This is a genomic window from uncultured Lactobacillus sp., from assembly GCF_946477725.1.
In the GTDB taxonomy this organism is placed as follows: domain Bacteria; phylum Bacillota; class Bacilli; order Lactobacillales; family Lactobacillaceae; genus Lactobacillus.
This window is the reverse complement of record NZ_CAMKZC010000004.1, coordinates 53,010-79,957: the sequence shown is the minus strand read 5'-3', so window position 1 is coordinate 79,957 and position 26,948 is coordinate 53,010. Positions and strand designations below refer to the sequence as shown.

The window sequence follows — 26,948 nt, the reverse complement described above, 5'->3', positions numbered from 1 at the left end:
ATAATGGCAGATTCTGCAGTTAAGCCAATAATCGAATTAAAAAACGTGAAGAAAGTTTATGGCAAAGATGTTGTTGGTTTAAAAAACGTCAATTTAACTATTAATAAAGGTGAATTTGTCGTTATTGTTGGTCTATCTGGCGCCGGCAAATCAACACTTTTGCGGTCGATTAACCGTTTAATTGATATTACTGAAGGTGATATTTTAATTAATGGTGAATCTATTACCAAGGCCAAAGGTAAAAAGTTAAGAACGCTGCGCCGGCATATTGGAATGATTTTCCAAAGCTTTAATCTGGTTAAACGGTCAAGTGTTCTGCGTAACGTTTTAACAGGCAGAGTGGGTTATTATCCTACTTGGAAATCTACTCTCAACCTTTTTACTAAAGAAGATAAGCAGCGCGCGTATGATGCACTCCAGCAAGTGGATTTGGCAGACAAGGTTTATTCACGAGCTGATGAATTGTCTGGTGGTCAGCAACAAAGGGTAGCGATTGCTCGTGTTTTGACTCAAAACCCGGATATTATTTTGGCGGATGAGCCGACAGCTTCACTTGACCCACAGACTTCACGTCGAGTAATGAAAGACTTGCAGATGTTGAATGAAAAGCATGGTATGACGGTAGTCATCAACCTGCACAGCGTCCAGTTAGCACAAGAATTCGGTAAGCGGGTCATTGGTGTTCGTGCTGGTGAAATTATTTATGACGGCAAGATGTCAGATACTCCGGCATCCACGTTTGATCAGATATATTCCGGTGGTGATCAAGATGAGTAGTACAGAGCAAGAAAAGCTGATGACTTTACCTAAGAAAAAGCTTAAAATTTTGAATTGGCTTTGGGTGCTGCTTTTTGTCGCCGGACTATTCATTTCTACTAATGAAACCAAAACAGATTTGGGTGCTCTATTTGCCAACTTTGGGGATTTTGCTGAGATTTTCTTGCAGATGTTGCACCCGGACTGGTCATACCTCGCAACAGTTATACCGCTTTTGCTTGAAACTATTAAGATGGCGATCTTGGGTACAGCAATAGGGTCTGTAATTGCTTTTATTTACTCTTTGCTTATTGCCCGCAATATTGTTAAAAATAAGGCAGTCACGGGAATTTTGCGGATAATTATGAACATTATCAGAACTATACCGGATCTGCTTCTTGGTGCCATCTTTGTCGCTATTGTTGGTATCGGACCGGTAGCCGGTGTCTTGGCACTGGCCATTTGTACTTTTGGAATTGTGGTCAAGCTCTTTTATGAAGCTATTGAAACTATTGATCCGGGTCCGATTGAAGCACTAACTGCAGTTGGGGCTAATAAAATACAAATAATTGTCTTTGCGGTTTTACCACAAGTTATTACCTATTTTATTTCTTATTGTTTATACGCATTCGAAATTAACGTGCGGGCTTCAACCGTTTTGGGTTATATCGGTGCCGGTGGTATTGGGCTATATCTGCAGCAAACACTGCAAATTTTCGATTATCCGAAGACAGGTACAATTATTATTGTAATTATCATAGTGGTAGTGCTGATTGACTACGTTTCATCTAAGTCACGGGAGGCGTTGATGCAATAATGGATACAAGTATGAAAAAGTTACCTCCTAGGCCTATAGATGTTAAAAAGCGTGCCTTTCACTGGTTGATGGCTATTATCACAGTAGTGCTGATTATTTGGTCATGTACTGGCATTGACTTTGGCGGCATTAAAGAAACAGCCGGTCAAATTGCAGGTGCGATCTTTTCCGGTATTTTCCATCCTGACTGGTCGTACGTATATAACGGTACGGGTGAAGATCTGCTTTCGCAGCTTTGGGAAACTGTCTGCATTGCCTTTTTGGGCACATTTATTTCCGCTATTATTTCACTGCCGTTTGCCTTCTGGGCAGCGCATACCAAGCATAAGCACTGGTATGTCTCACGCTCTGGTAAAATTGTGCTGGCAATCATCAGGTCATTCCCAGAAATTGTTTTGGCCTTGATGTTTATTAAAGCTGTAGGGCCAGGATCGGCAGCCGGTGTTTTGGCCTTGGGTTTTCACTCAGTAGGAATGCTTGCCAAGCTCTTTTCTGAAGCAATTGAAAACTTAGACGATGGCCCTAACGAAGCAGTCACTGCGGTTGGTGGTTCAAAAACAAATATTATTATGTTTTCTACTATGCCTAATCTGATGCCTGCTCTTATTTCAAACACGTTATACAGGTTTGACGTTTCAATTCGGTCCGCTTCTATCTTAGGCTTAGTTGGAGCCGGTGGTATCGGTTATCCGCTAATTATTGCGCTGCAATACCGCCAGTGGAACCGTGTTGGTATCATTTTATTGGGTATCATCATTATGGTTGTTGTAATTGACTGGATTTCAGGCTGGATTCGGAAGAAATTAGTATAAAACGCAAATATAACAAATGATGAATCAAGTTGGTAACTAGCAACTTGATTCATTTTTTTAGCCGTGATATTTAAACGGGCAATTTTCAAGGTGATCGTTAATTAAGCCTACGCTTTGTAAAAAAGAATAAATAATTACTGGCCCCACAAAGGTAAAGCCGTCTTTTTTCATCTGCTTTGCTAGTTCTTGTGCAATCTTGTTGGTCGTTGGTACTTCAGCACTTGTTTGGGGATGATGAATAATAGGAGTAGGGATAAATTTTTGCAAATAATGCGCAAAACTACCGTATTTGGCATCAATAATTAACAGGGCGCGAGCGTTGGTAACTGCCGCCGCAATTTTTCTTTGATTGCGGATAATTGCCTTGTTCTGCAGTAAGCGGCTTTGATCCAGTGCACTCATTTGGGCAACTTCTTCTGGAATAAAGTTGTGAAAAGCCTGCTTAAAACTTAAACGTTTATGCAAAACAGTGGACCAGCTAAGACCGGATTGAAACAGTTCTAATACCAACATTTCAAATAAATAGCGTTCATCTAGGTTTAACTTACCCCATTCGTGATCGTGGTATTCACTAATTAAAGCATCATCATGGTCACTCCAGGGACAGCGAGTGATATCATTCATTTTTATTTCTCCTTAAATATATCTTAGCGTTCATGATTAAATACGCCAAAAGTTTGCTATTCTTTGTAAAACAATTTGACTAGTAACTTTTAATTATTTTCTTTTTCCTAAAATATCAGAAACTTTGTCCTCAAAAAGTGCAATAGTAGTTTTTTTGGTATAATATATATTGAACTTTAGGAGGAAACCATGGAGAAGTTAGAAATAGTAACTTTGGCCGATGACTTGGCCGCAAATCAAGAGAGTATTTTAAATAAAGAAACGGATTTTGACGCCGAGGCAGTTTATCGTGTAATTGATAATTTGCACGTATTGCATAAGCCAATAAAAGAATACTTCGGCATGACTCAGGAAGAGTATTATGACACTGAAAGTGATCATAAACTGACTTTGATTAAATTATCAGAGCAGTTAACCGATTTACATGATCGGATTTTAACTAACCATGTTGACGGTTTTGTTGACAAGAATGAAATCAACTTGACTTATAATCATGAAAATCCTTATGAAGATGGATTTTACAATGACATAGTAGACTTTCACGTTGTTAGTTACAGCTTAAAAGTAATTGGAGCCGTTGAAGAAGTAGCGCCAAAAACATTACAAGGAGTTTTGTCTAAAGATGCACTTCTGTCAATTGGTTTAGCGGCACACGCTTTAGAAAAAAGTTTATAATTTTAGAGCTGAAACATGTGTGTTCAGCTCTTTTTCTTTCTGCTTGAGGCAAAAAATGGGTGTTTTTAAGTATGCTAAAGGATTAGCTGATAAAATAAACGGGGCTAAGCTGCATTCCTTATTTAAGAAAAAAGATACACAGCTTGATCCCATGCAAGACTATTTGACAGTAGGAGAATATCACGTTGATGGTGAACAAAGAACTCCCAATGATCAACCTTATACCCTGACTGTCTATCAAGATGAAGAAAAGGTACTGCACCAGGCATTGAGCTTGGAAAGCACGGATAAGTTAGAGCCTGAATATGTGCGCAGGTATAGTCCTGAATTGCAGCGTTATCGCGCTTTTGTCAGCCGTAAAACGGGCAGGCGCTACGTGATAGAAGAATATCTGGACCGCTTTATTGAAAGAGTAAAAGGCCGCATTCGTACAGGGCAAAATTCTGTGAATGTGAGTGTCATTACGGACACTCATTATAAGGACCGTAACAGTATGGACTTTTATGGCTGGAATGGTTTGACACATGTTAATGAATTTTCTTATCTTGATGATTCCGGTCTTCTTAGTTTAAAAGTTCATTTAGGCGACTGGATAGATGGCTCTGATACCGGCTTTTTAGGTGAAAGTGAATTAACTAAACTGCGTGATTCTTTTAAATCAGATAAGGTGCCTTATATTTTAATTAAAGGAAATCACGATGAAAATGATAAATTCGATGAACATCATGATTTAAGGGCTTCTTTTCCCGAAAATGAATTTGAAGGAATTATGTGGCCGGCTATGTATCAACAAGATGGCATTCATTATATTTCCCGCCAGCACGGTGTTTGTTACTATGACGTGGATGACTTGCGCTTTATTTCTGTTAATACTTCAGATTTGCCCTATTATCTGGATGCACAAGGCAGAAAAAAATATGATGCTAAACTCACTTTGGCTGTGAGGGAAGATCAAATAGAAGAAATTATTGAAATTCTGGAGCAGTCATCGAATAAGCAAATTATCTTGATGAGTCATGCCAATCCCATTAATCGTAAGGGTTCAAACGCATTAAAGTACAACGGTCGTTCACTGCATGAACTGCTGGTAGCTTTTAATCAAGGTGAAAAAGGAGGGATGCATTCCAGCTTTGGTCTGCCTCCTGAATTTCGTTTGGCAAATGAGTTTGACTTTACTAATGTAAAAAATGCCCGCATTATTGCCTACTTCTGCGGCCACAGACATAGAGAAGACCAGTACCGAATTAACGGCATCCAGTATATCTTGTTTAACTGTTCTGCACTGATGGGTCCTAATCACGCCTTGACTACCAAATACAATAAAAATTGGAAAAGGCAAATTGACCACCAAACCGAATTTGCCGGTTATATCGTAAACATTGATTTACAAAGACACTATATTCAGACCTTCGGTTATGGTGCTGCCAGCAAACGCAGAATCTTTTATATTTAGTAAAGTCGCGACGGGCAATTTGGAAATTGCCCGGTTCTTAGCATATAATGGAAAAGTTAAAATGAAGACAAAAATATACAAAGTAAGATAAATTAAGGGAAGTTAAGCAATGTGCGGAATTGTTGCATTCTATAATCCAGAAATAAATGATAAACAAGCTGCTATCGGTAAAATGATGGCGGCAATGAAGCATCGTGGTCCTGATTCAGATGGTTTTTATACCAATGACAAAATTGCTTTAGGGTTTCGGAGACTGTCAATCATTGATTTACGTGGCGGCAGTCAGCCAATCTACAACGAGGACAAAACAAAGGCGATTATCTTTAATGGTGAAATTTATAACTTCCAGCCCTTAAGAGAAGAATTGCTTGCGGCAGGTCACACATTTACCACTAAGTCCGATACGGAAGTGCTTTTGCATGGTTTTGAAGAATGGGGCATGGCTGGCCTGCTCAAAAGAATCAGGGGCATGTTTGCCTTTATTATTTGGGATGATAAGACCCAGACAATGTATGGTGCCCGCGACTTTTTCGGTATTAAGCCGCTGTATTACAGCAATGAAAATGGCCACTTGATCATGGGCTCGGAAATTAAAAGCTTTCTGGCACTGCCCGGCTTTAAACGGCGTTTAAATATTGAGGCTGTTAAACCGTATTTGATGAATCAGTATAATGACTTGCATGAGACCTTCTTTAAGGGTATTTACAGGTTTCCTGCCGGTCACTGGTTCGAATACAAAGACGGCTCAATGAAAACCCACCAGTACTGGGACGCGGAATACAAAGCCAATACTTTAAGTTTCGAAGAAACTGTTAATAAAATTAACGAGGACTTGCACGAATCAGTTAAACTGCACCATATTGCGGATGTTCCCGTCGGTGCTTTCTTATCCGAAGGGGTCGATTCCAGCTATATCACCAGTATCTTAAATCCGGATGATGTTTTTTCAATTTCGTTTGATGATGCTACTTATGATGAAGCGTCAAAGGCCAAGGCGCTAGCAGAGATTAAGGGCTGGAACTTCTTTTCTGACAAGGTTAAAGCAGATGAAGCGATGCATGACTTTCCGGAGATGCAGTATCATATGGATGAACCAGATGCCAATCCGTCAATTATCCCGTTGTGGTACCTCTGCAAGATGGCGCGAAAGCACGTCACTGTCGCGTTGTCCGGTGAAGGTGCAGATGAATTGTTTGCAGGGTATGTCAATTATGGGATGCACACGCATAACAGTATTATTAAGGCCTTTACTTCGCAGTGCAAGAAATTGCCTAAGAACACCAAGGTTAAGTTGGCGCGCAGAATTAAGAAAATGCCGAATTTCCCGGGGAAAGTGCACCTGTATACCAACTTAGCTGAGCCAAGTGAATTTTACGTTGGTCAATCGGTTATTTATGACATGGATTACCCGACTATCTTCTCTTCTGAAGATGCTAACAGCATCTTAAAGCCGTCTTACCGTAATAAGCTAACTGTCAACGGTATTTACCAAAGTGACTTTAAGAAGGTCAAAAATCTCGATAACGTCCGGCAAATGCAGTACATTGATCTGCATCATTTTATGCTTAATGATATTGAACAAAAGGCAGACAAGATTTCTATGGCTCATTCGCTGGAATTGCGGGTACCATATCTTGATAAAAAGGTGGCAGAAAGGGCAAATTCAATTCCCACCGATTATTTAGTTAATAAGCATGATACTAAATATGCTTTACGCAAGGCTTCAGAAAAAGTTTTACCAGATGAATGGGCTAAACGGCCAAAACTAGGTTTTCCTACCCCAATCAAAGAATGGCTGCAAGAACCTCGTTTTTATAAGCAGGTGCGCGAACTGTTCAGCGAAGACTTTGTGCAGGATATCTTCGAACAGGATAAAATTTTAGACTTGCTTGATGAAAACTATAAAGGCGATGGCTCTCATCGCAGACAGATTTGGACAATTTACACGTTCTTAGTTTGGTATAAACTATTCTTTGTTGATTATGAAGGTACGGTTGCCAAATACCAGCGTGTTCAACCAGAAGTAGCCGATTTGATTAAACAAGGCAAATTGGTTTAATGAGGAGCAGAATTTATTAATGAAACGAAACTTTACACCAATTTTACTTGGTAGTGACATTAATGTTTACGGCATGGCCCGCTCGTTTAACGAGGCTTATGGTATTAGCGTGAAAGCACTGGCTGACAGCCAGCTGGCAGCAACGCGTTATTCTAAAATTGTCAGTGTGGAACTGCACCAGGGTTTTAGTGAAGATCCCACTTTTATTGAAGTAATGCGCAAGCAAATGAAACTTTACCAAGACCATGAAGAACCGGTGATTTTGATTTCATGCGGAGATGGTTATTCGGAACTGCTTGCCAAACATAAAGCAGAACTAGAGCAGGTATTTATTGTTCCTTACGTGGATTATGATCTCTTACAAAAATTGATTTCAAAAGAAAACTTTTATCAAATTGCGGAAAAGTATGGCCTGCCGTACCCTAAGACTAAAATTGTGACTATGGCAGATTACAAGGCAGAAAATTATTTGGAACTGCCTTTTGGCTATCCACTGGAGCTTAAACCGGAGGATCCAGTATCTTGGCTTGATGTGCAATTTGAAGGTCGCAAAAAGGCTTTTACCATTCATAATGAAACTGAATTGCGCGACATTGTTACTAAAATCTATGAGAATGGCTACAAAGAAGATTTAATTCTGCAGGATTTCATTCCCGGTGATGATTCCAACATGCGGGTGTTAAATGCCTATGTTGATAAGGATCATCATGTTAAGATGATGTGTATGGGTCATCCTTTGCTGGAAGATCCCACACCCCAATCAATCGGCAATTATATGGCGATTTTACCTGATTATGATGAAAAGCTGTATGAGCAAGTTGAAGCATTTTTGGAAAAAATCAATTACACGGGGATGGCCAACTTTGACATTAAATATGACGCCCGTGATGGTAAATATAAGTTCTTTGAAATTAATTTGCGTCAGGGCCGCTCAAGTTTCTATGTGACCCTTAATGGTTATAATTTAGCCAAATGGTACGTAGACGATTATGTTTACGATTCACTGCAGGACAAGGAACCAATCTACGGCAACAAATTAAAGTCAAAGCATGAACTGTGGCTGGGTATTCCGGTGAGCGTGTTCAAGGAATATGCCGTGGACAATGAAGCTAAACAGATGGCCGAAGAACTGATTCATGAAGGGCGCTATGGTACGACTGTCTTTTATGATCAGGATCGCAATTTTAAGCGGTGGCTGCTTTTGAAATACATGTTTCATAATTATAAAGGACGCTACCAAAAGTATTACCAGGAAAATAAGGGCCAGTTCTTTTAGGCCTGTTTCCATTGCATAATAACAAAGATGATTGCAGCAAGGCATGTAATCATCTTTTTAGATATAAACTATCTTTTTACCAAGTTAGTTATTAGTTTTGGGGTGTTCTTTTTTAATACTTCTTGCTAAACTGGTAAATGGAATTTTAAAAAAAGAAAGGACTGAATAAATGAAACTTAAACACGGATCTAATGAAGAAACAGAAATTAAGCTGCGTTGGCTGTTACTGGGGGAACTGGCCACGTGGATTGGGTCAAGTTTTGTTTGGCCCTTAACTTCGGTTTATTTAAACAAACAATTACACATCAGCCTTTCTGTAATAGGGGTTGTTTTATTTTGCAATTGTGCCAGCAATGTCTTGGGCTCATTTTTAGCCGGGCGCTTATACGATCGCCTGAACCCCTACCCGTTAATTGTCACTGGTTTAGGACTTGATGCGCTGGTTCTGTTTATGATGGCATTCTTTCACGGCTGGCCGGAATATTGGATTTGGCTGATTATGACGGGATGTATCAGTGGCTGGAACGGCACGCTGATTAATTCAATTGCGACGAGTCTGCGTAAATATTCAGGACGTTACGTTTTTAATTTAATTTATTTTGCGCAAAACGTTGGTACTGTCACTGGTACTCTGCTTGTCGGTTATCTCTATGACTTCTCAATTGAATTTTTATTTATTCTGGCAGCATCTTTATTTGCCATTGCTTGCGTCAACGCGGCTATCCATTATCGCCCAATCAGCACTTTTCACCAAAACCGTAAAAAGAATGGTGTTAAAAAGGACGCACAATCCAAGGCAATTCCTATGCCAAAATATAACGTGATGTTGATGGTCGGATTTTTGGTTTCTTTAGCTGTGACCTGGTTAATGTATATGAACTGGGAGTCCAACCTGTCAGTTTACATGGTGTCTTTGGGAATACCTTTCCACATGTACAGTTTGCTATGGACCTTTAATGGTGCCATCATAGTTACTGTCCAGGTAATTTTGGCCCGTTTTCCCCATATTTTTAAAAACCTGTTTCAGCAAATTATTTTTGGCACGATCATGTTCTCAATCTCTTTTGCCACATTGATTTTTGCCAAAGACTTTGCCCACTTTGCACTGTCAATGTTTGTTCTGACGCTAGGTGAAGCGACAGCTTTTCCTGCCGTTCCTGCTTACATTAACTATTTATCCCCCGCAACCAGTAAGGGTAAATACCAGGGGGAAATTAATGTTGCCCGTGGTATTGGTCAGGCCTTTGGCCCCTTATTTGGCGGTATGGTAATTGATCGTGCGGGTTATATTCCGTTTTTCATAATTGCTGCCTGTGGTATTTTTCTGATGGTGCTAATGCTATTGCCCCTTCACGCAAAGTTGCGTAAACATATCACACTTTATAAATGATTTTGTAAAGGCTTTTTAATATTAACGGTTTAATTAAAATGATAAGATTAATTTAGTCTATTTTTAATTTAGATATAAAAGGGAGGACTTTCTGAATGAATAAAAATTTTGCTGTTCGCGGCGGTAGTGGCGATATTATTGAACCTAATGTTGCTGCTCGTCCACAGGACAACCTATACTTGGCTATTAATTCTGAGTGGATTAAAAATACTAAAATTCCTGAAGACCGTTCACGGATGGCTTCATTTGACGGCATCGATGTAGATGTTGAAAAGCATTTAATGCAGGATTTTGCCGATTTTGCGTCTGGTAAAAAAGAAGTGCCGAACGTTCCTAACTTAGGTGAAGCAGTTAAGCTCTATAAATTAGCAGGCGATTTTGACAAGCGTAATAGAGAAGGTGCTGATCCGATTAAGGACGATTTAGCTATTCTTGCCGGCATTAAGGACTTTTCTGACTACAACCTAAATGCGCCTGACTTAGCAACTTTTGCCTTGCTCCCATTTAGCTTTAGCGTTGAACCTGACATGAAGAATACCAAAGTTAATGCTTTGTATTTTGCCGGTCCTGGAACTTTCTTGCCTGACACTACAACTTATCAAACGCCTGATGCACCTCAATTGTTAGATACTTTGCAAAAGCAGTCAGTTAAGCTGTTAACCATGGCTGGTATTGCTCAAGCTCAAGCAGAAAAATATGCAGCAGATGCTATTAAGTTTGATGCTAAGCTAGCTAAGATCGTTAAGTCTACAGAGGAGTGGGCAGATTATCCTGCTACTTACAATCCAATGAAGATTGAGGACTTTGAAGCTAAGTTTGATCAATTCAAGATTGCTTACTACTTGAAAGAAGCAATTGGCGAAGAACCAGAACGAATTATTGTTGAAGAACCACGCTACTTGGATCACATTAACGAAATTATCAATGAAGAAAACTTTGCTGAAATCAAGGGCTGGATGATTGTTACCTTTATTAACGCGGCTGCTGACACCTTGTCACAAGACTTCAGAGAAGCAGCGTTCCCATTTAGCCAGGCTTTATATGGCCAGCCTAAGTTGTCTAGTGGTGAAAAGCAAGCTTACCACATTGCCAACAGCGCCTTTAGTGAAGTAGTCGGTGTTTATTATGGTCAGACTTATTTTGGCGAAGATGCTAAAAAAGACGTTGAAGATATGATTCACCGTATGCTTGACGTTTATAAGGAGCGCCTGCAAAATAATGACTGGCTTTCTGCACAAACTAAAAAGCGTGCGATTGTTAAGCTTGATGCTTTGGTCTTGAAAATTGGTTATCCGGATAAAATTGAGGAGATTTATAATCGCTTAAAGGTTATCCCTGCAAGCCAAGGTGGCAGCCTTTATGCAAATGAACGTGCATTTACTATTGCAGAGCAAAAATACAACATTGAGCAACTGCACAAGGAAGTTGACCGGACAGTCTGGGCAATGCCTGGTAATTTAGTTAACGCCTGCTATGATCCGCAAAGAAATGATCTGACTTTCCCTGCAGCCATTTTGCAAAAGCCATTCTATGACTTAAAGCAAGACAGAGCAGCTAACTTTGGTGGTATTGGTTCCGTAATTGCTCATGAAGTTTCACATGCGTTTGACAACAATGGTGCACAATTTGATGAATTGGGCAACATGACTAATTGGTGGACTGATGAGGATTATGCCGAATTCAAGAAGCGGACACAAGCTGAAATTGATTTGTTTGATGGCATCGAATATGGTCCGGTTAAACTTAATGGTAAGCAAATAGTTTCAGAAAATATTGCTGACCAAGGTGGTTTAACTGCTGCTGTTGAAGCCGCAAAGAATGAAAATGATGACTTAAAGAAATTATTCGAAAACTTTGCACGTATTTGGGCTAATAAGCAACTGACTGAATCAATTAAGAGTCAAACCGCTGTTGACGTTCATGCACCTGGTCCATTACGTGCCAACGTTCAAAGCCAATGTCAAGATGACTTTTACAAAGCCTTTGATGTTAAGCCTGAAGATGGCATGTGGCTCGATCCAGACAAACGGGTACATATTTGGTAATTATTAGTAGTAAATCAAAAACCATTGTTCTAATCATTTAGAACAATGGCTTTTTTTGTATAGGTAAATAATAATTTTACTAATTTTAAAAAAGGATTAAAGATATATTGAAACACATTTTATATTTACTATAATGTAGTTACCATGAAGAATTTCAATCAAAACGCTGTATCAGCACGTACATCAGAAACAAATCGGATAATAAAAATTTTTCATTTAGCACAAACTGTGGGACAAATATTGATCTTACTAATTTGCGCTACTCTGGGTTTTGTTAATAGAAATCTTTTTAATCAAAGCCAAAGACTTGCCATTTCACTCTCTCTTATTTTTGTTTGTTTACAATTTTCTTTATTACAGACTGAAAGTGAACAGCCGAAAAGATGGCAATTGATTAACCATTACATTGAAACTATAGCAATTTGTTACACTTTGCCAATTAGTTTGTCTTTGCTAACAAAATTACTGAATTACTATCATTTGATCAATGGCACTTTCTGGATGCTTTTGGTTACTTTTTATTCCCTTATCATGTATATTCCAATGGCTAAATTAGCCTTAAGTCGGGTGAACAATAATTGGGGCAGGATTTTGCTATTGATGTTTGTTGTCTATGACGTCCGGGTTGTAAGCAAGATTGCCGGAACTTTACGGTACAACAAGGTATTGCACCAGATAAATAATTCGGGTTTGTCTGGAATTCCTGTTTTAATCATCATTACTGTTTTGGTAATGACCAGTTGGAAAATACAAAAACCACACTTTCTATATAGTCGGAATGACTCAATTCTGTTTTCCAGCTTAATAACTTTGCTTTTAGCGGGAGTTTTACTTTTAATTGCTTTATCTCCTTTAGCCAAAGTTGATAACATTGCCGATACTTTGAGTTACTATTTTGATCAAATTAATCTTGGTATTATCGGGTCAGCTATACGAACAGGGATTGCTGAAGAATGGCTAATGCGTTTTTTAGTTATTGCTCTTCTTGCGCAAATTTTTCAAAGCAGTAAGTATCGTATATACTTAATTGTGTTATTTGATGGTCTACTTTTTGGGTTTTGGCATATCACCAACATTGCCTATCAAACGCCATTAACTACTTTGCGCCAAATGTTTGAGGTAAGTGGCGCAGGGTTGGTACTTGCTGCTATTTACCTTTACACACATTCGCTACTGTTAAATATGACCTATCATGGCTTATATGATTTTATTCTATTTCTTCAAGCTGGTATCGGCGAATATGGCAATCCAGTTAAGTCTGCAGTGCAACCTACTATGATGGATTGGCAGGGAACCATTTTGAGAGTGACTATTTATGCAGCTATAGCTTTAGTTATTATTTGGACCAAACGGAGACAAGAAGTAATCGCAAAAAACTTGGCGCAAATGTAATATTTTAAATTGCAGTTTAGGAAGTCATCAAGATTTTACGCAAGATGGAGAAATTAGAAAGAATCTGTTTGACAGTGAAATTCTAAGAAAATTTTTTTCGAAGCAACAGGATTAATTACCATTGATTTTGATTCCATAATTGACAAAGTAATTAAAAAACGCATAAGCTAGACTTTAACTTCAAGCTTGTGCGTTTTTGGTTTGAATAGTTTTCATATAACTAGTTCAGACATATGATTAATAAAAGAGATTTGGTTTATGGGGGTTAATTAGTTTTAAAAACTAAAGAGCCACAAAATCTACCAACTTTTCATTAATTAAAATTTGATAAGCATAATATTCAGGTCCAATGTGTTGTACAATGGAGTCACTCACTTCAAGCTTATCGATATATTTATTCATAATTCGCTCTGTTTGACTGGACTTTTACTACTTGGTCATGATTTCTTCATATCACTTATTATAAACGCTTTTTGCTTAAAATAAAGCCGCCCCGACTCTAACAAGTCGTGGACGGTTATTTATATTATTCAGTATCTTTTTTCTTTAGGTTGGAATAGTCGCGTGGTGCAACCCGCTTAATGTGCAAGTTGTGTCTTGGCTTGCCTAAAATCAAAGGAACTTGCTCGACCACTGTGTCGGTGTATTCCAAACCAAACCAGGAGGCAGGATTAGAAGACAGGTTTTGCAGCCATACCCGCGCTTTTAACATTACTTTTTCAAAACCCTTTAGTCTGGTTAAAGGACTGACAACTTCATTAACAATTACAAATGAAAAGTCGCCGACTTTACGACCAGGGGTAGTAGTGTATTCCTGCGGTTGAGCCTCAATGGTGCCGTCTTTGATCAAGTCGTGGACAATTTGCCGCAGGTAAACGTTGACACTGGTTTGTTTCTTGAAACCGAGATACAGCTGCACGTTAATGACATTTTTAGTGCCAAAAGTATTAACGGCGTATCTGGCTGTAAACGGTTCGTTGGTAATGTTAACAGTGACAAACCAGTAGGCCTGAGCGCGTTTAGGCCGTTTATCCAAGATGGAGTACATGATTTCCCGTTTAATAAACTTATTGTATTTAACTTTAGCCATGTAGACCAAGTTAGTCGCATAAGTAGGGTAATCATCATCATGACTTAGGTCCGTTAACATATCGGTGTATTCATCTAAACGTACGTAGGAATGAGCACCTTCGTGCTTGTCGCGGACTTTATTGCCGAAGTACCAAATGAACATGATAACGCCAATGAAACCGGCAATTAGGACGGTAACATAACCGCCATGCATGAATTTGGTTAGACTGGAGATTAAGAACATGCCTTCGATAAAGCCAAAGGCAAGTAAGAAACAGAGACGCAATATTAGCGGATGGTGTTTTGAACCCAAGTACTCAAATAAAAGCAGGGTAGTCATCAACATTGTGACCGTGATTGACAGACCGTAGGCTGCTTCCATGTGTTCTGAAGTCCTGAAGAAAATGACGATTGCAATAGTAGCAACGCAAATCATTTTGTTAACGGAAGGAATATAAATTTGTCCATGCTTGGTAGTAGGGTAATTAATATTCATCCGTGGTAAAAATTTCAGACCACTTGCTTCGGATACCAGTGTAAATGAACCGGTGATTAAAGCCTGGGAGGCGATAATGGCGGCAACTGTAGCTAAAATAATGGCGAACAGACGCAAATCAGTCGGTACAGCCTCAAAGAAAGGATTGAGCTCACCACCATTAGTCTGGTAGTGCGGGTTTTGCAATATCCATACTCCTTGTCCCAAGTAATTAAGTGACAGACAAAGAAAGACATAGGGCCATGATCCGCGAATGTTACCTTTGCCAACATGACCAACATCAGAATACAGCGCCTCGGCACCAGTCGTAGCTAGGAAGATTGAGCCCAAAATGAAAATACCGGCTTTATTAGAGGGGCTGAAAAGGACTTTAATTGCCCAAACCGGATTCAGTGCTTCCAGAATTGACCAGTCGTTAGCCATATTATAGATACCGATTAAGCCTAAGAAGGTAAACCAGACAAACATAATCGGGCCGAAGGCTTTACCGATACTGCTGGTGCCCAGCATTTGAATTGAGAACAGTACCAACAGAATGGCGATCGTAATAATGATGACGGCATTCTGATTAGGAACGGGGACGTGGGAACCAAAGTGCATGTTCTTCAGTCCCTCGATTGAGGTTGTGACAGTCACGGCTGGCGTCAATGTTCCGTCGGCTAATAACGCTGCTCCGCCAATCAAAGCTGGCATCACCAGCCACTTGGCTCTTTTGCGTACTAAAGCGTATAAAGCGAATATACCACCTTCACCACGGTTAGTGGCCTTAAGCGCAATCATAACGTACTTAACGGTAGTTAACAGCGTGACTGTCCAGAAAATCAGCGAGATTGAACCCAAGATTAGTTCCCGATCAACGTTGGCAATACCACCATTACCCGTAACGATTGACTTCATTACATAGAGCGGACTAGTGCCGATATCACCGTAAACGATACCGATGGTAATTAACAAACCGGCAGCTGAGATCCGCTTCTTCTTTTTATCCATAGTAAATATGTACTCCCATAGACAAGATTGAACTATTCATTTTTAAGTAAAAAAGAATGTCAATGTGGCATTCTCATTCAAGTATCTATTTTGTTCTTTTTTTTGCTTTAGTACAAGTAAATTATGATAAAGAAGCTGAAATTTTATTGCGACGGTCTTCGTACCAGTTATCCCAATCCTTGTATGATGTCATTTTTTCTGCTTCAACACCATCTTTAGCCGCAATTTCATCAATTATATTTTGGAAATTTTGCGCATGATATTGTAGTACATGTTTAACTAATTCTTTGCGGGTAAAGTGAATGTTGTTAAGAAGATAATGATTAATATCCACCATGTTGGAATTAGTATCGTATAAGTTCATGATTTCTAAGTCGCGCTGATTAAATTGTGCGATGTAGAAGTCAGCGAAGACTATAAGGTAATCCGGCTGCTGCGCGAATTCTTTCTGCGGCATGGTAGACCACTCAGCCTCAGGCATAACAACCTTAAGTTCCTTTTCTTTTCTAGCTTTTTCTTTATCTTTTTCTTGTTGTTTTTCGTTATCTTTCTCTTTGGTATTATTTTCTTTATCAGTCAAAGCAGACACTCCTTTAATAAAAATAGGAAACGTGAAAGTCAATAGTCATTTTACAGAGTTTAGGCTATAAAAGCAACTATTGGAGCAATTTACCCTTTACATAATAGTAGTTTTTCTCAATTTTAATAAAATTATAGCATTTTTACCCACGCACAAAAAACTGCTGAATAGTTAAAACTTTGACAAGAAAAATCGTCTTAAATTGCAGTTTAGCAGTTCAAGGCGATTTTACTTAATTCAGAGATCTAAAAATCGTGATTATGGTCTCAGATAATCTTGGATGTCTTTTCTGGTAATCTTGCTTGGTTTAGTCCTGCCGGATTTTCTGTAAAGATCGATTAGGTCTTGTGGACTCCAGGAGGTTGCGTCATAACCAAACTTAGCTACACGCTTACGCAATTGCGCAATCTGCTTCTTAGTAACGGTCTTGCCGTTTACCTTATGGTTGCCCATTGCTCCTTCACCGGTCTTACCAGCATTGCCCGTGTCTGGTCCTTTACCAGAAATAGCTTTGTAGCTTTGAGCTGCGTTACCGTTTGTGCCGTCTTTAGCAGCCTTTTGGTTATTCTTCAGTCCCTTTTCTGCTTCTTTCTTATATTGGCTGTAGTATTGTCCGTCGATATATGGCAAGTCTAGGACTTTTTGATACTCGTCAGCGGCTTTGAGGTATTGTTTATTCAGCTCTGCTTGGGATGCAGCAAGAAAGATAGGCCGAATTTCGTGTTCGTAATTATCCTGCACATCTTTAATAGTAGCTTTGAGATTTTTACCTTGTTTTACTAAAACGGAGTAGCCGTTTTTGCTTTGAATTACGTCTGCAGTTTTGCTTAAGGCATCATCATATTTACCTTTTTTAGTAGCCTTAATTGCAGAAGTCATATTGTCCGATTGGTTTTTATAAGCTTTAGCCTGGTCAGTCTTCTTAATTCTGAAAGCTTTGGCAAATGCGGAGCTTGCTTCTGAGTAGTCTTTGTCAGCAACTGCATTTTTACCGGTAGTCATTGCACTGTTATAGGAAGCATTAACTTTATCACTGTTAGATTTTTGGGTGGCATAAAAAACGCCACCACCAATAGCGATAATTACTACTGCCACAATCGTACCAATTGTCGTTTTTTTCATAATAGGAACTTATCCTCCTTACTCATACTTAGTTTAATTATAGATGGTTTAAGTAGATTTGACTACTTAATGGTGTTTTTTCACATGTTTTAGCTAAAAAATTACGACTAAAAAGTTACATTTTACGGTGCCAATTCGTTAGTAATAGTGTAAGACATCTGGCGCGCGGGTTGATTACAGCATTAAGATAAATTAAAAAAGGGAAGAAAGATACTATGAATTTTGCATTATTAGATCAAGCAGTCCAATACACATTTTTAAACTCCAAGTATGGCAAACAAGGTGCTAAAACACGCAATTTGAAGAATGTTAAACGGGGCGTTGCAGCTGACAGTTTAGCTAAAGTCGGAAACGCACTAGCTCAACTGCAAGGCGATGAACTGGGAGCGGCAACCTTAATTCAGAAGCAAGGCATTTCATTAGCAAGAGATTAAAACTAGTCAGTCAATAATTAAGCGGGATAGGAGTATATAATATGGAAACTAAAACCAAGACTTTACAACTAGTATTTTTAAATGGTGCAGGTAAAAAGGTTAACTTGTCCTTGTCTAACGCTGCGGCCAACTTAACTGGCGTGGAAGTTAAAACAGCAATGACTACAATAGCAAATGCTGATGCATTTGAACAAGAAGGGGTGAGTCTATATCAAACTCCTCAATCTGCTGCATACGTTGAACGAACTGTTACTAGTTTGTTTGATAATACTGCGGATCAGTCTCTGTAATTTGCAGATACTGAAACTGATTAGCAAATTGATTGCTAAAGTCAGACGGATTTTAAGACGAGAGTAAATATTAATAAAGGAAAGGGTTGCACTAAGATTGTTAAGTGCAGCCTTTTTTACTTTATAAAAAGTTTTTTTGTTATTATTTTGTAAAATTTACCGGCAAATAAAAAAATATTTTTGACTAAAATTGACTAGAAAACCCGCAAAGCATTGCTGCACAACGTTTTTATAGAAATAGGAACTTTACATATCTATTTTACAGCTGTAAGCGTTTGTTACAAAAGTGTGTAAAATAATTGGATGCCTTGCAATTTAAGCAAAAGGTTAGTACAATATGAAATGTGGTAAGTAATAACTATGCTTCAGGTTCGATAGCCTGTACGCATGCGCGTTCTTCAGCTTGAAGGCTACCTCATAAGAGTTATAAACTTATGATTTCAGCTCGAAGGGTGTTGTAACAATGTAGGCTCATAACGACTGAACCTATAGTCTATTACTATTTTGTATATACACAAGGAGGAAAGACCACATGAAGAAAAATTTAAGAATTGTTAGTGCTGCTGCTGCTGCTTTATTAGCTGTTGCTCCAGTTGCTGCAGGTACTGTATCAACTGTATCAGCTGATGTAAGCACACGTGCTGCTGATCCAAGTTATTACACCCTTAGTGCAGGACTTGATGTTTTTGGCGCTGAAGGTATTAACGGTGGTGAAGCCGCTTCTCGTATAACTTTTGGCTTACATTTTAATGGTGGAAATGCAAATGTTCCAAATGCAAAAGTTGTAACTCGTGGAGATACTTTCATTTACCAAAAAGATGATGTTACTTCTGCTGATGGTGTTGCAACTATTAAGGCTGGTGCAAAGCCTGTATCAACCTTGGAAAAGGGTACTGATTATGTTGCAGCAAATAGATATGCTAAGATTACTGGCTTAAACCCTGGTCAAACATATAATTTAAATGTAAATGGTGGTACAAGACAAATTGTTGCTACTCCTGCAGGTGAAAGTGACGAATTTGTATTGGCTCAATCATTTAAGACATCTTACCAGGCTATGGTAGGTGCACCATATGTTTACACTAAGAGTGATAACAGACGTGCAGCTTCTGGTTCAGTTGGCCTTGTTAAAGGTTTCTATAGTGTAGATGCTGTTGTAAATGCAATTAATGCAAAATATGGTGTTGGTGTAGATTCAATTAGTTCAAGCAATACTGCAAATAGTGCTGGAATTATTAGTGGTAGATTTACACAACTAGCTCAAGATGTTAGAGATGGTCTTGTTAAAGCAATTACTATCAACTCAGATGGTACTTTTGCAAAGCCTTCCGCACCTATTACATTCCCTGTAAATATTGCAGCAGGTAGAAATACAAGTACCTTTAATGTAACAGTTTATCCAGATGCTGTTGATGCAGACTTCTCATTCCCAAGAATCAAATTTGCTGGTGAATCAGCTAACACACCTGCACACTTTGGTACAGGCGATGTTGTTAACGTTAACGGTGAAGGATTTAATTATGTTGCCCTTAATGGTACAGTAAACGAGCCTTTGATCACTAGTCGCTTCTCAGCTACTATGAGTGAAAATAACAATACTGCTATTCCTGTTAAGGTTGATACAACTAAGGTTAATACAACTGTTGCTGGCGTTTACCCTGTAACTGTAAGTGCTACTAATGCTGAAGGTAAGACTAGTTCTGTATTGTTCTACATAACTGTTGGCGATCCAAGTGCTACTTACACTACTGTTCAAGCTGACATTGATAACGTACCAGTTTATGACATCAGTGGTAATGTAGTAACCGATACTAAGACAACTGTTAAGAACGGTGACAAGATTGCTACTTACGGTACTGTAACTGTAAATGGTAAATCATACACTCGTATTAACTCAGCTAACTCAACTAAGTTTGTAGAAACTAAGTATGTTGATGGTTCAATTAAACCAGTTGCTGCTACACCTAAGAAGATTATGCACAATTCATACATCTACGACAAGGACCACAAGCGTGTTGGTACTAAGACACTTGCTGCTTACAGCACTGTAAATGTTTACGGTGACCCAACTAAGCTTGCAGATGGCAGCCTTGTTTACAAGATTGGTGACAACCAATACGTAATGGCTGACAACATTGACGGTACTGCTCGTGTATTGTCACACAACGCTTATGTTTACAAGACCTCTAAGAAGCGTGCTGACAGACGTGTATTGAAGAAGGGCTCAACTGTTGTTACCTTTGGTTCACCTTACACATTCAAGAATGGTAAGGCTTACTACCGTATCGGCGGTCCTGCTAAGCAATACGTTAAAGTTGCTAACTTTAAGTAATTAATTCTTAATTAATTACACGAAAACGGAAATGTAATACATTTCCGTTTTTTTGTTGCCTTTTTAAGCTATGCAAGCGATAACAATACTGGTATAATAGCTTTTATCAATTTTAAAATTAGGAGCAGCTTAAATGATAAAAGAAAATGATACCATTTGCAACTTACCCCCAAGTAAAGACTATCCCATTTGGTCAGAAAGGTTATTGCGCCAGCGTATAGCAGAAGATAAGAAGATTTTAGACTATCTAGTTTTTGACGAGGAATACTGTGTTAATGCCAGCACAATTGCTCTGTATCAGTTTCAAAATCAGCCACTGTGGGGCAAGTTCAAAAGCGCCATTTTTGACAGTAAGTGCGGCATAGTCTTAAGTGGTCGTAGTACCAAGTCTCACCTGACTTCATTTGCGCAAAAGTGCCTGTTTGCCGGCCTTGAGTTTCAGCGTGAATTTGCCCGTCAAATTGGTTTAGCAGGACACAACGTCATAGCTACTGGCAAACTGGCTTACTTTTCCACTCGCAGCTACAACACCAGTAATCTTGACTGGGTTGCGCTCCATCAAATGGCCGACTATCAACCAATGCAGAACCACATGTTTGTCTTTGAAACTGTCAGTATTAGCAACAACAAATACCTTTTTGCTTACCGCAACTGCAGCCGGCATTTAACAGATAAGATATGTAACAGCTTATTCTTTAACCATGCCCTGTATGTGCTTAACAGTACCCATTTAGAGCAGAATTTAGGCTGGCGGGTTAGGAAATTTCATGGCAAATCTCTGATTGATCAACCGGCTAATTTTCATCCGCATCAATCTCTGGCCAATTTAAGTCTCAAAAGTATTATGACGGAAGTTCTGGATAAAAAGCACCTACGTTACGGTAACTACTTGGCAGATTTTTATGAATTGCCCCAAATGACCGAGGCACATAAGAAGGCCTACTATTCCAGCAAGAGACCCGACAGCCTATATTAGCTTGCTACACGAATTAAGTAATTGATTCGTGTATTTTTTTAACTCTTTTTTCACCCAGAAATTGCGCGTTATTAGGCTATCTGCAGCTAGGATTAGGAAAATTTTCTCTTTTATTAAAATAAGCAGTGATAGTATAATTAACGCCTCATTTTATGTTTTTGCTATTTTAATAAACCTTGTTAATCTATAGGAGCACAAGCGCTTGTGACAAAATGACATAAAGGAAACGTCACAAATGAAGATTAACCAACAGGCATTTTTAACGGCATGGGACAACCAAAAACTAGTTAGAGGCGCATTAAAGGCCGCCCACGTCAGAGTGGACTATACTAATTATGAAGACCTTTTTCAAGAAGGTATTTTAATATACGCGGAAATGTTAACCAAGTTAGCAGATAAGAAGCGTCCTGAAGTAGATCGGCTGAGTTTTCGTAAGATTATCTGGCACACTATTGATCTGTTGCGCAAAAGGCAGCGTCAATCTGAAGAAGAAATTGCCTTTGATTCGCTCACAGAAGCAGCATTAATGACTAACTGGAATAACCAGCTGGTTCTTAAGGGTGAGCTTGTTCGTATGAACAAGATAGAGAAATTGCTATTTATTAATCACTTAATTGGTGGTCAAACTATCAGTGCCTTGGCTCAAGAAGCTCATGTGAGCCGGGTTCAGCTGCAAAGAAGCAAGCATAATTTGTTAATTCACTTACGTGAAATTTTAGAAAAATAATTACTATTTGTAATATAAAAACGATCTATATTACTTTTTGACTACAATTCAAGTGCAGCTATTGTTTATAGTCTAATTGCCCGATACAATAAAGGTGTCGGTTAAGGAGGAAATATTATTTATGAAGAAAAGACTAATCACTGGTTTTGCGACAGCTGTCCTCGCCTCAGCGGTTGTCATGCCGGTTACCAACATCTTAATTGCCAATTCTCCAGTACGTGCTGAGAAAGTATCTGCAGCTACTGCGGCTGAAACTGCATTTTTAAATACTATGTCTAAACAGGCACAGAAGGTATCAAAGAAATATGGCTTATACCCTTCTGTGATGATTGCCCAGGCAATCGTAGAATCTAATTGGGGCAAGTCAGGCTTGGCAGTCAACGCCAATAACTTATTTGGTATGAAAGCTAATGACGACTGGCCTGGAGCAACATATTCGTCTAAGACTCGTGAAGAAGATAAGAATGGCAAGAGCTATTACGTAACCGCTAAGTTCAGAAAATATGACTCTTGTCAGGACTCTTTTGATGATAATGGTAAGAAATTGCGCTTAGGTGTAACTTGGCAGCCTGATCGCTATCAAGGAGCCTGGTTGGAAAACGCTGCTTCTTATACAGATGCCACTCAGGCGCTAACTGGTACGTATGCGACTGACAGCAAATACAACACGACCTTGAACGCCAGAATTACTAACTACAATTTGACGCAATATGACCCTACGGTTTCAAACACCAGCAAGTCTTATGTTGTCAAGAAAGCGGGCGCTACATATGCGTGGCCCACTGACCATTCGGTTTCAGCTAAGACTAATTCCGTTGCTAAGGGCGATGCTGTGACCGTTACGAAGACCATTACTTATTATAACGGCAAAAAACGCATGTATATCTCCGGCAAGGGCTGGGTTAATGATACGCTCTTAGACTTGGGCAGCGCACTTCCTCCTGCTTCGCAAGCCCCTAAGGGTGAAAAAAAGGTCAACAAGACTTTAATGCACAACTCTTATGTCTATAATTCTGAGGGTAAACGTGTTAAAAAGCTCAAGGCAATTAAGGTACCTAACACTGGCAAAGTGATTGCGACTTACGGTACTAAAACTATTAACGGTAAAAAATATTACCGTATTGGTGAAAACCAGTATATTGCCAGCGGCAATATTGATGGCACAGTGAGACCATTAAAAAAGAACGCTTATGTTTATAACGATTACGGCAACCGTGATAATCAGCTGGTGATGAAGAAGGGGCAGTCAGTCGCAACCTTTGGCAGTGCAATTAATATTTATGGTCATAAGTATTATAGAATTGGTATTCACCAATATATTAAGAAAGGCAATTTCTAGATTAGGGTCAAACGATAAAAAGCAGAAATAAGGAATGAAAATTTAGATGAAGATAAAGAAACTAATAACTACTATTGCTATCGGAGTAGGTTTAGTTGCACCTATTTTTAATGTTAATCACACACAGGTAGTTGAAGCTGCCTCAATTAATTCAATCGCAAAACAAAACAGCTATGTTGGCGAGACATTTTTGTATCAAATGTTGCAGACACAGAATATTAAGTATAACAAATTTTATGCTAAAGGCAATAAAATCAAGTATCGAAAAGGAACACCTGAGGGTATTGTCATCCATGAGACTGCTACCCCTGGAGCTTCCGCTTATAATGAAGCCATTTACTTCAACCGTGAATGGATGAATATGTATTCCTACGTTCACGCTTTTGTCGACAGTAAGCAAGTTATTCAAATGATGACGCCCAACTATGGCGTTTGGGGTGCGGGCGCAATTGCCAACAATCGCTTTATTCAAATTGAACTGTGCCGGGAAAATACGCGCAATAAATTTGCTAAAAGCGTCAATAATGATGCTATCTATGCCGCTAAGTTATTGCACCGCTATAACATTACGCCGGTGAATGCTTCAAATACTGGCAAGGGAACTATTTGGTCACATCACGCTGTATCGCGCTTTTTAGGTGGTACCAATCATACCGATCCGGATGGCTATTTCCAAAAATGGGGCTATTCGATGAATGACTTTTTCTCCCTGCTCAAATATTATTATGACATGCAGGCGGCTGAAACTTCTAATACCACAGTGCCCGATAATAGCGTTGGCTCAAATGATCCGGTGGTTTCTGATTCTAATACTGATTCTGACCCTGACCCCGTTTCTCAAGCACCGACTGGCAACAAGACTTTAATGCACGATGCCTATACTTATGATGCCCAGGGTAATCGCACCACCGCTGCACTGAAAACTGCAGGTACAGTGGTGACTGTAGCGCAAGAGAAAGTTATTAACGGTAAAAAGTACTTGCAAATTGGTGAAAATGAATACGTTGTTGCCAGCAACATTGTTGGCACTAAGCGAATTTTAACTCATAATGCTTATGTTTATGACACTACCGGAATTCGCAGTGATAATGCAAAACTTTTACGTGGTACTTCTGTTCGTACTTATGGCGGCCGCATCAATATTGGTGGCAATATGTACTACCCAATTGATACCAACCGCTTTGTCAAAGCAGCTAATTTTAAGTAGCAAGTAAAGAAACAGGTTATGATATGGCCCCCAAGTTTGGGGGTCATTTTGTTATTTCTTACCCGTATTATTTTCTTCATTTGGCAATTTCTTGTATAATCGACTAAGAATAAATGAGGGGGCATTCCTTGTGGCACAGTTGTCTTTATTCTTAGTCGTTTTATTTGCACTGGTAGTGCCTATATTAATGGCGCGTTTAAAAGTTAATGCGGTTCCGACTGCAGTTGCAGAAATTATTATTGGTATTGTATTAGGGGCAAGTGGTTTCAATCTCGTCCGGCCGACTCATGACCTGTCTTTTCTGTCAAATTTAGGCGTGATCTTGTTGTTGTTTTTGTCAGGGATGGAAATTAACTTTGACTTGCTAAAGCCGGGGCAGAAAGCCAAAAGAAAAAAGGGTCAGATTGTCCCTTTTAAAGTGGCACTTAACGCCTTTTTAGGTGTGACAATTTTGTCTATTTGCTTAGCATTATTGTTAAAAGTGTTGGGTTTATTTGGGGACGTCATGCTGGCAACCATCATTTTTATGACTGTTGCTTTGGGCGTGGTAATTGCTACCTTGAAGGAAAAGGATATTTTAAACAGACCCATCGGACAGACAATTTTACTAACTGCAGTTTTAGGGGAAGTAATTCCCTTAATGCTCTTAACGGTTTATGCAGCCATTAATGGCGGTAACACTAAGCAGTTGTGGCTGATTATCCTGCTCTTTGGCGTTGCTATTCTATTATTGTGGCGCTTTAAGCAGCCCTACTTGTGGTTTGTAAAAGTGACAAAATCAACCACTCAGTTAGATGTCCGTTTAGCTTTCTTTCTAATATTTGCTTTGGTTACGGTAGCAGAGAGAGTAGGAGTAGAAAACATCCTGGGGGCGTTTTTAGCCGGCATTGTTATGAAGTTGCTGGAACCCAGTCAGGAAACAGCGGATAAGTTAACCTCAATCGGCTATGGTTTCTTTATTCCTATTTTCTTTATCATGACGGGAGTAAAACTTAATTTAAGGTCACTTTTGGCTCACCCAAAATCACTGATTTTATTACCAATATTAATCTTGTTTCTGTTCTTGGCTAAAGTACCCGTTGCTTTGGTTTACGCACAAAAATTCGGCAGCAGAAATGGTATTGCCGGGGGCTTTTTAACTGCAACTACCATTACTATAGTGCTTCCGACTTTAGCAGTAGCACGTAAATTAAATGTCATTACACGGCTGCAATCAGATGTTTTTATCCTGGCTGCTGTGATCGTCTGCATTCTGTGCCCAATTTTATTTAACGCCATTTTTGAATTGAAAGCAGAAGATCGCATTAAGGAAAAAGTCGTGATTTTGGGCACGAATGCCTTGACTGTCCCCGTAATGCTTGACCTGCATGATAACTGGTATTCAGTTAAGATGTATACTACCAGTAACGAACACTATCATATTTATAAAAGCCGCGTGCCACAGCTAAAATTATTATCTCAATTGGATAATGAGAGCCTGGCACAATCTGGTGCCTTTACTGGTGATATTTTCGTTGCGGCCATGAGGTCTGACGATACTAATTTGCGGCTGGGGCAGCTGGCACAAGAGCAGGGTGACTTCAAGCGCATTATTATTTGTCAAAAGCGTGCGGATATTGCCAGGGTCAAGGAATTGCGCAAGAGCGGTATGGAAGTCTTTGACTTGAGTAATATTACTTCCGCACTTTTACGGGCACTAATCGAATCGCCCGCTCTCTATAGTGTCTTGAGTGATACTAAAAATGCTGTTTACTCTGTTGTTGTCCGTAATACGCAGTACTCGGGTCGGCAACTGATGGACTGGGACGTGGCTCATGACATCACCGTCAGCCGTATTCGCCGGGGGCAAGAGTGGCTGGTGCCGCACGGTCATACTGTCATTGAATTAGGTGATGAACTGATTTTCACCGCAAAATATCAGGCGGCCGATCGTATGCGCCAGGTTATCGGCAAAAAATAATTACTAATTAGACTGACTAACAAAGGACTGATTTTGAAAATCAGTCTTTTTTAATTGAGAATTTTTCTGAGTTAGAAAATAATACAAAAATTAAGAAGTGACTGTCAGCATATTTTAATTCTCAG

Annotated in this window: 22 protein-coding genes; 18 read left to right on the top strand and 4 right to left on the bottom strand. The window is 39.2% G+C overall.

The window, feature by feature from the left end:
* Nucleotides 1-3: 3 nt before the first annotated feature.
* Genes phnC through phnE (Q0R51_RS03320) form a run of 3 tightly spaced genes read left to right on the top strand, consistent with a single transcriptional unit; the run spans nucleotide 4 to nucleotide 2,385 of the window.
* Nucleotides 4-777: a phosphonate ABC transporter ATP-binding protein gene (gene phnC, locus Q0R51_RS03330; protein ID WP_046325567.1), complete on the top strand. Its 774-nt coding sequence runs from the start codon at nucleotides 4-6 to the stop codon at nucleotides 775-777.
* The gene (gene phnE / locus Q0R51_RS03325) at nucleotides 770-1,573 is read left to right on the top strand and encodes a phosphonate ABC transporter, permease protein PhnE (RefSeq protein WP_294756662.1); all 804 of its coding nucleotides are present in this window, start codon (nucleotides 770-772) and stop codon (nucleotides 1,571-1,573) included. The genes phnC and phnE (Q0R51_RS03325) overlap by 8 nt, the downstream gene beginning before the upstream one ends.
* Nucleotides 1,573-2,385, top strand: coding sequence for a phosphonate ABC transporter, permease protein PhnE (gene phnE, locus Q0R51_RS03320; RefSeq protein WP_122038053.1), 813 nt, complete (start codon nucleotides 1,573-1,575; stop codon nucleotides 2,383-2,385). Before phnE (Q0R51_RS03325) ends, phnE (Q0R51_RS03320) begins: the two co-directional genes overlap by 1 nt.
* Nucleotides 2,386-2,442: 57 nt before the next feature.
* On the opposite strand, the gene Q0R51_RS03315 is transcribed toward phnE (Q0R51_RS03320), so the two are convergent.
* Nucleotides 2,443-3,009, bottom strand: a complete 567-nt coding sequence (locus Q0R51_RS03315) for a DNA-3-methyladenine glycosylase I (RefSeq protein WP_294756660.1) — start codon at nucleotides 3,007-3,009, stop codon at nucleotides 2,443-2,445.
* A 189-nt stretch (nucleotides 3,010-3,198) separates the two neighbouring features.
* On the opposite strand from Q0R51_RS03315, the gene Q0R51_RS03310 reads away from it, so the two are divergent.
* The 7 genes from Q0R51_RS03310 to Q0R51_RS03280 all read left to right on the top strand — a co-directional run bounded on the left by Q0R51_RS03310 (nucleotide 3,199) and on the right by Q0R51_RS03280 (nucleotide 13,299).
* Nucleotides 3,199-3,684, top strand: a complete 486-nt coding sequence (locus Q0R51_RS03310; protein ID WP_046325563.1) for a hypothetical protein — start codon at nucleotides 3,199-3,201, stop codon at nucleotides 3,682-3,684.
* A 55-nt stretch (nucleotides 3,685-3,739) separates the two neighbouring features.
* Nucleotides 3,740-5,137 carry a metallophosphoesterase gene (locus Q0R51_RS03305; RefSeq protein WP_294756659.1) on the top strand — a complete coding sequence of 466 codons (1,398 nt, stop codon included), beginning with the start codon at nucleotides 3,740-3,742 and terminating at the stop codon, nucleotides 5,135-5,137.
* Nucleotides 5,138-5,246: 109 nt separating this feature from the next.
* Nucleotides 5,247-7,196 carry an asparagine synthase (glutamine-hydrolyzing) gene (gene asnB / locus Q0R51_RS03300; protein ID WP_294756657.1) on the top strand — a complete coding sequence of 650 codons (1,950 nt, stop codon included), beginning with the start codon at nucleotides 5,247-5,249 and terminating at the stop codon, nucleotides 7,194-7,196.
* Between the two features lie 19 nt (nucleotides 7,197-7,215).
* The gene (locus Q0R51_RS03295; RefSeq protein WP_294756655.1) at nucleotides 7,216-8,472 is read left to right on the top strand and encodes a carboxylate--amine ligase; all 1,257 of its coding nucleotides are present in this window, start codon (nucleotides 7,216-7,218) and stop codon (nucleotides 8,470-8,472) included.
* 169 nt (nucleotides 8,473-8,641) lie between these two features.
* Nucleotides 8,642-9,862, top strand: coding sequence for an MFS transporter (locus Q0R51_RS03290; RefSeq protein WP_294756654.1), 1,221 nt, complete (start codon nucleotides 8,642-8,644; stop codon nucleotides 9,860-9,862).
* A 95-nt stretch (nucleotides 9,863-9,957) separates the two neighbouring features.
* Nucleotides 9,958-11,907, top strand: a complete 1,950-nt coding sequence (locus Q0R51_RS03285) for a M13 family metallopeptidase (RefSeq protein ID WP_294756653.1) — start codon at nucleotides 9,958-9,960, stop codon at nucleotides 11,905-11,907.
* A 144-nt stretch (nucleotides 11,908-12,051) separates the two neighbouring features.
* A complete protein-coding gene (locus tag Q0R51_RS03280) occupies nucleotides 12,052-13,299 on the top strand; it encodes a CPBP family intramembrane glutamic endopeptidase (protein WP_122026535.1) in 1,248 nt (415 codons plus the stop codon).
* 526 nt (nucleotides 13,300-13,825) lie between these two features.
* On the opposite strand, the gene Q0R51_RS03275 is transcribed toward Q0R51_RS03280, so the two are convergent.
* The 3 genes from Q0R51_RS03275 to Q0R51_RS03265 all read right to left on the bottom strand — a co-directional run bounded on the left by Q0R51_RS03275 (nucleotide 13,826) and on the right by Q0R51_RS03265 (nucleotide 17,558).
* Nucleotides 13,826-15,856 carry a KUP/HAK/KT family potassium transporter gene (locus Q0R51_RS03275; protein WP_122026534.1) on the bottom strand — a complete coding sequence of 677 codons (2,031 nt, stop codon included), beginning with the start codon at nucleotides 15,854-15,856 and terminating at the stop codon, nucleotides 13,826-13,828.
* 121 nt (nucleotides 15,857-15,977) lie between these two features.
* Nucleotides 15,978-16,436: a hypothetical protein gene (locus Q0R51_RS03270; RefSeq protein ID WP_046325555.1), complete on the bottom strand. Its 459-nt coding sequence runs from the start codon at nucleotides 16,434-16,436 to the stop codon at nucleotides 15,978-15,980.
* A gap of 258 nt (nucleotides 16,437-16,694) precedes the next feature.
* On the bottom strand, nucleotides 16,695-17,558 hold the full coding sequence (locus tag Q0R51_RS03265) for a hypothetical protein (RefSeq protein ID WP_294756650.1): 864 nt from the start codon (nucleotides 17,556-17,558) through the stop codon (nucleotides 16,695-16,697).
* Nucleotides 17,559-17,773: 215 nt separating this feature from the next.
* On the opposite strand from Q0R51_RS03265, the gene Q0R51_RS03260 reads away from it, so the two are divergent.
* The 8 genes from Q0R51_RS03260 (at nucleotide 17,774) to Q0R51_RS03225 (ending at nucleotide 26,823) form a co-directional block, all read left to right on the top strand.
* Complete coding sequence (locus Q0R51_RS03260) at nucleotides 17,774-17,992, top strand: DUF1659 domain-containing protein (protein ID WP_110446619.1); 219 nt, start codon at nucleotides 17,774-17,776, stop codon at nucleotides 17,990-17,992.
* 41 nt (nucleotides 17,993-18,033) lie between these two features.
* A complete protein-coding gene (locus Q0R51_RS03255) occupies nucleotides 18,034-18,282 on the top strand; it encodes a DUF2922 domain-containing protein (RefSeq protein WP_294756648.1) in 249 nt (82 codons plus the stop codon).
* 532 nt (nucleotides 18,283-18,814) lie between these two features.
* Nucleotides 18,815-20,614 carry an SLAP domain-containing protein gene (locus Q0R51_RS03250; protein ID WP_294756646.1) on the top strand — a complete coding sequence of 600 codons (1,800 nt, stop codon included), beginning with the start codon at nucleotides 18,815-18,817 and terminating at the stop codon, nucleotides 20,612-20,614.
* 133 nt (nucleotides 20,615-20,747) lie between these two features.
* A complete protein-coding gene (locus Q0R51_RS03245; RefSeq protein ID WP_294756645.1) occupies nucleotides 20,748-21,590 on the top strand; it encodes a hypothetical protein in 843 nt (280 codons plus the stop codon).
* Between the two features lie 235 nt (nucleotides 21,591-21,825).
* Nucleotides 21,826-22,317: a sigma-70 family RNA polymerase sigma factor gene (locus Q0R51_RS03240; RefSeq protein ID WP_294756643.1), complete on the top strand. Its 492-nt coding sequence runs from the start codon at nucleotides 21,826-21,828 to the stop codon at nucleotides 22,315-22,317.
* 121 nt (nucleotides 22,318-22,438) lie between these two features.
* The gene (locus Q0R51_RS03235) at nucleotides 22,439-23,656 is read left to right on the top strand and encodes a glucosaminidase domain-containing protein (protein WP_294756641.1); all 1,218 of its coding nucleotides are present in this window, start codon (nucleotides 22,439-22,441) and stop codon (nucleotides 23,654-23,656) included.
* A 46-nt stretch (nucleotides 23,657-23,702) separates the two neighbouring features.
* Nucleotides 23,703-24,863 carry an SLAP domain-containing protein gene (locus Q0R51_RS03230; protein ID WP_294756640.1) on the top strand — a complete coding sequence of 387 codons (1,161 nt, stop codon included), beginning with the start codon at nucleotides 23,703-23,705 and terminating at the stop codon, nucleotides 24,861-24,863.
* 130 nt (nucleotides 24,864-24,993) lie between these two features.
* Nucleotides 24,994-26,823, top strand: a complete 1,830-nt coding sequence (locus Q0R51_RS03225; protein WP_294756637.1) for a cation:proton antiporter family protein — start codon at nucleotides 24,994-24,996, stop codon at nucleotides 26,821-26,823.
* Nucleotides 26,824-26,948 lie beyond the last annotated feature (125 nt).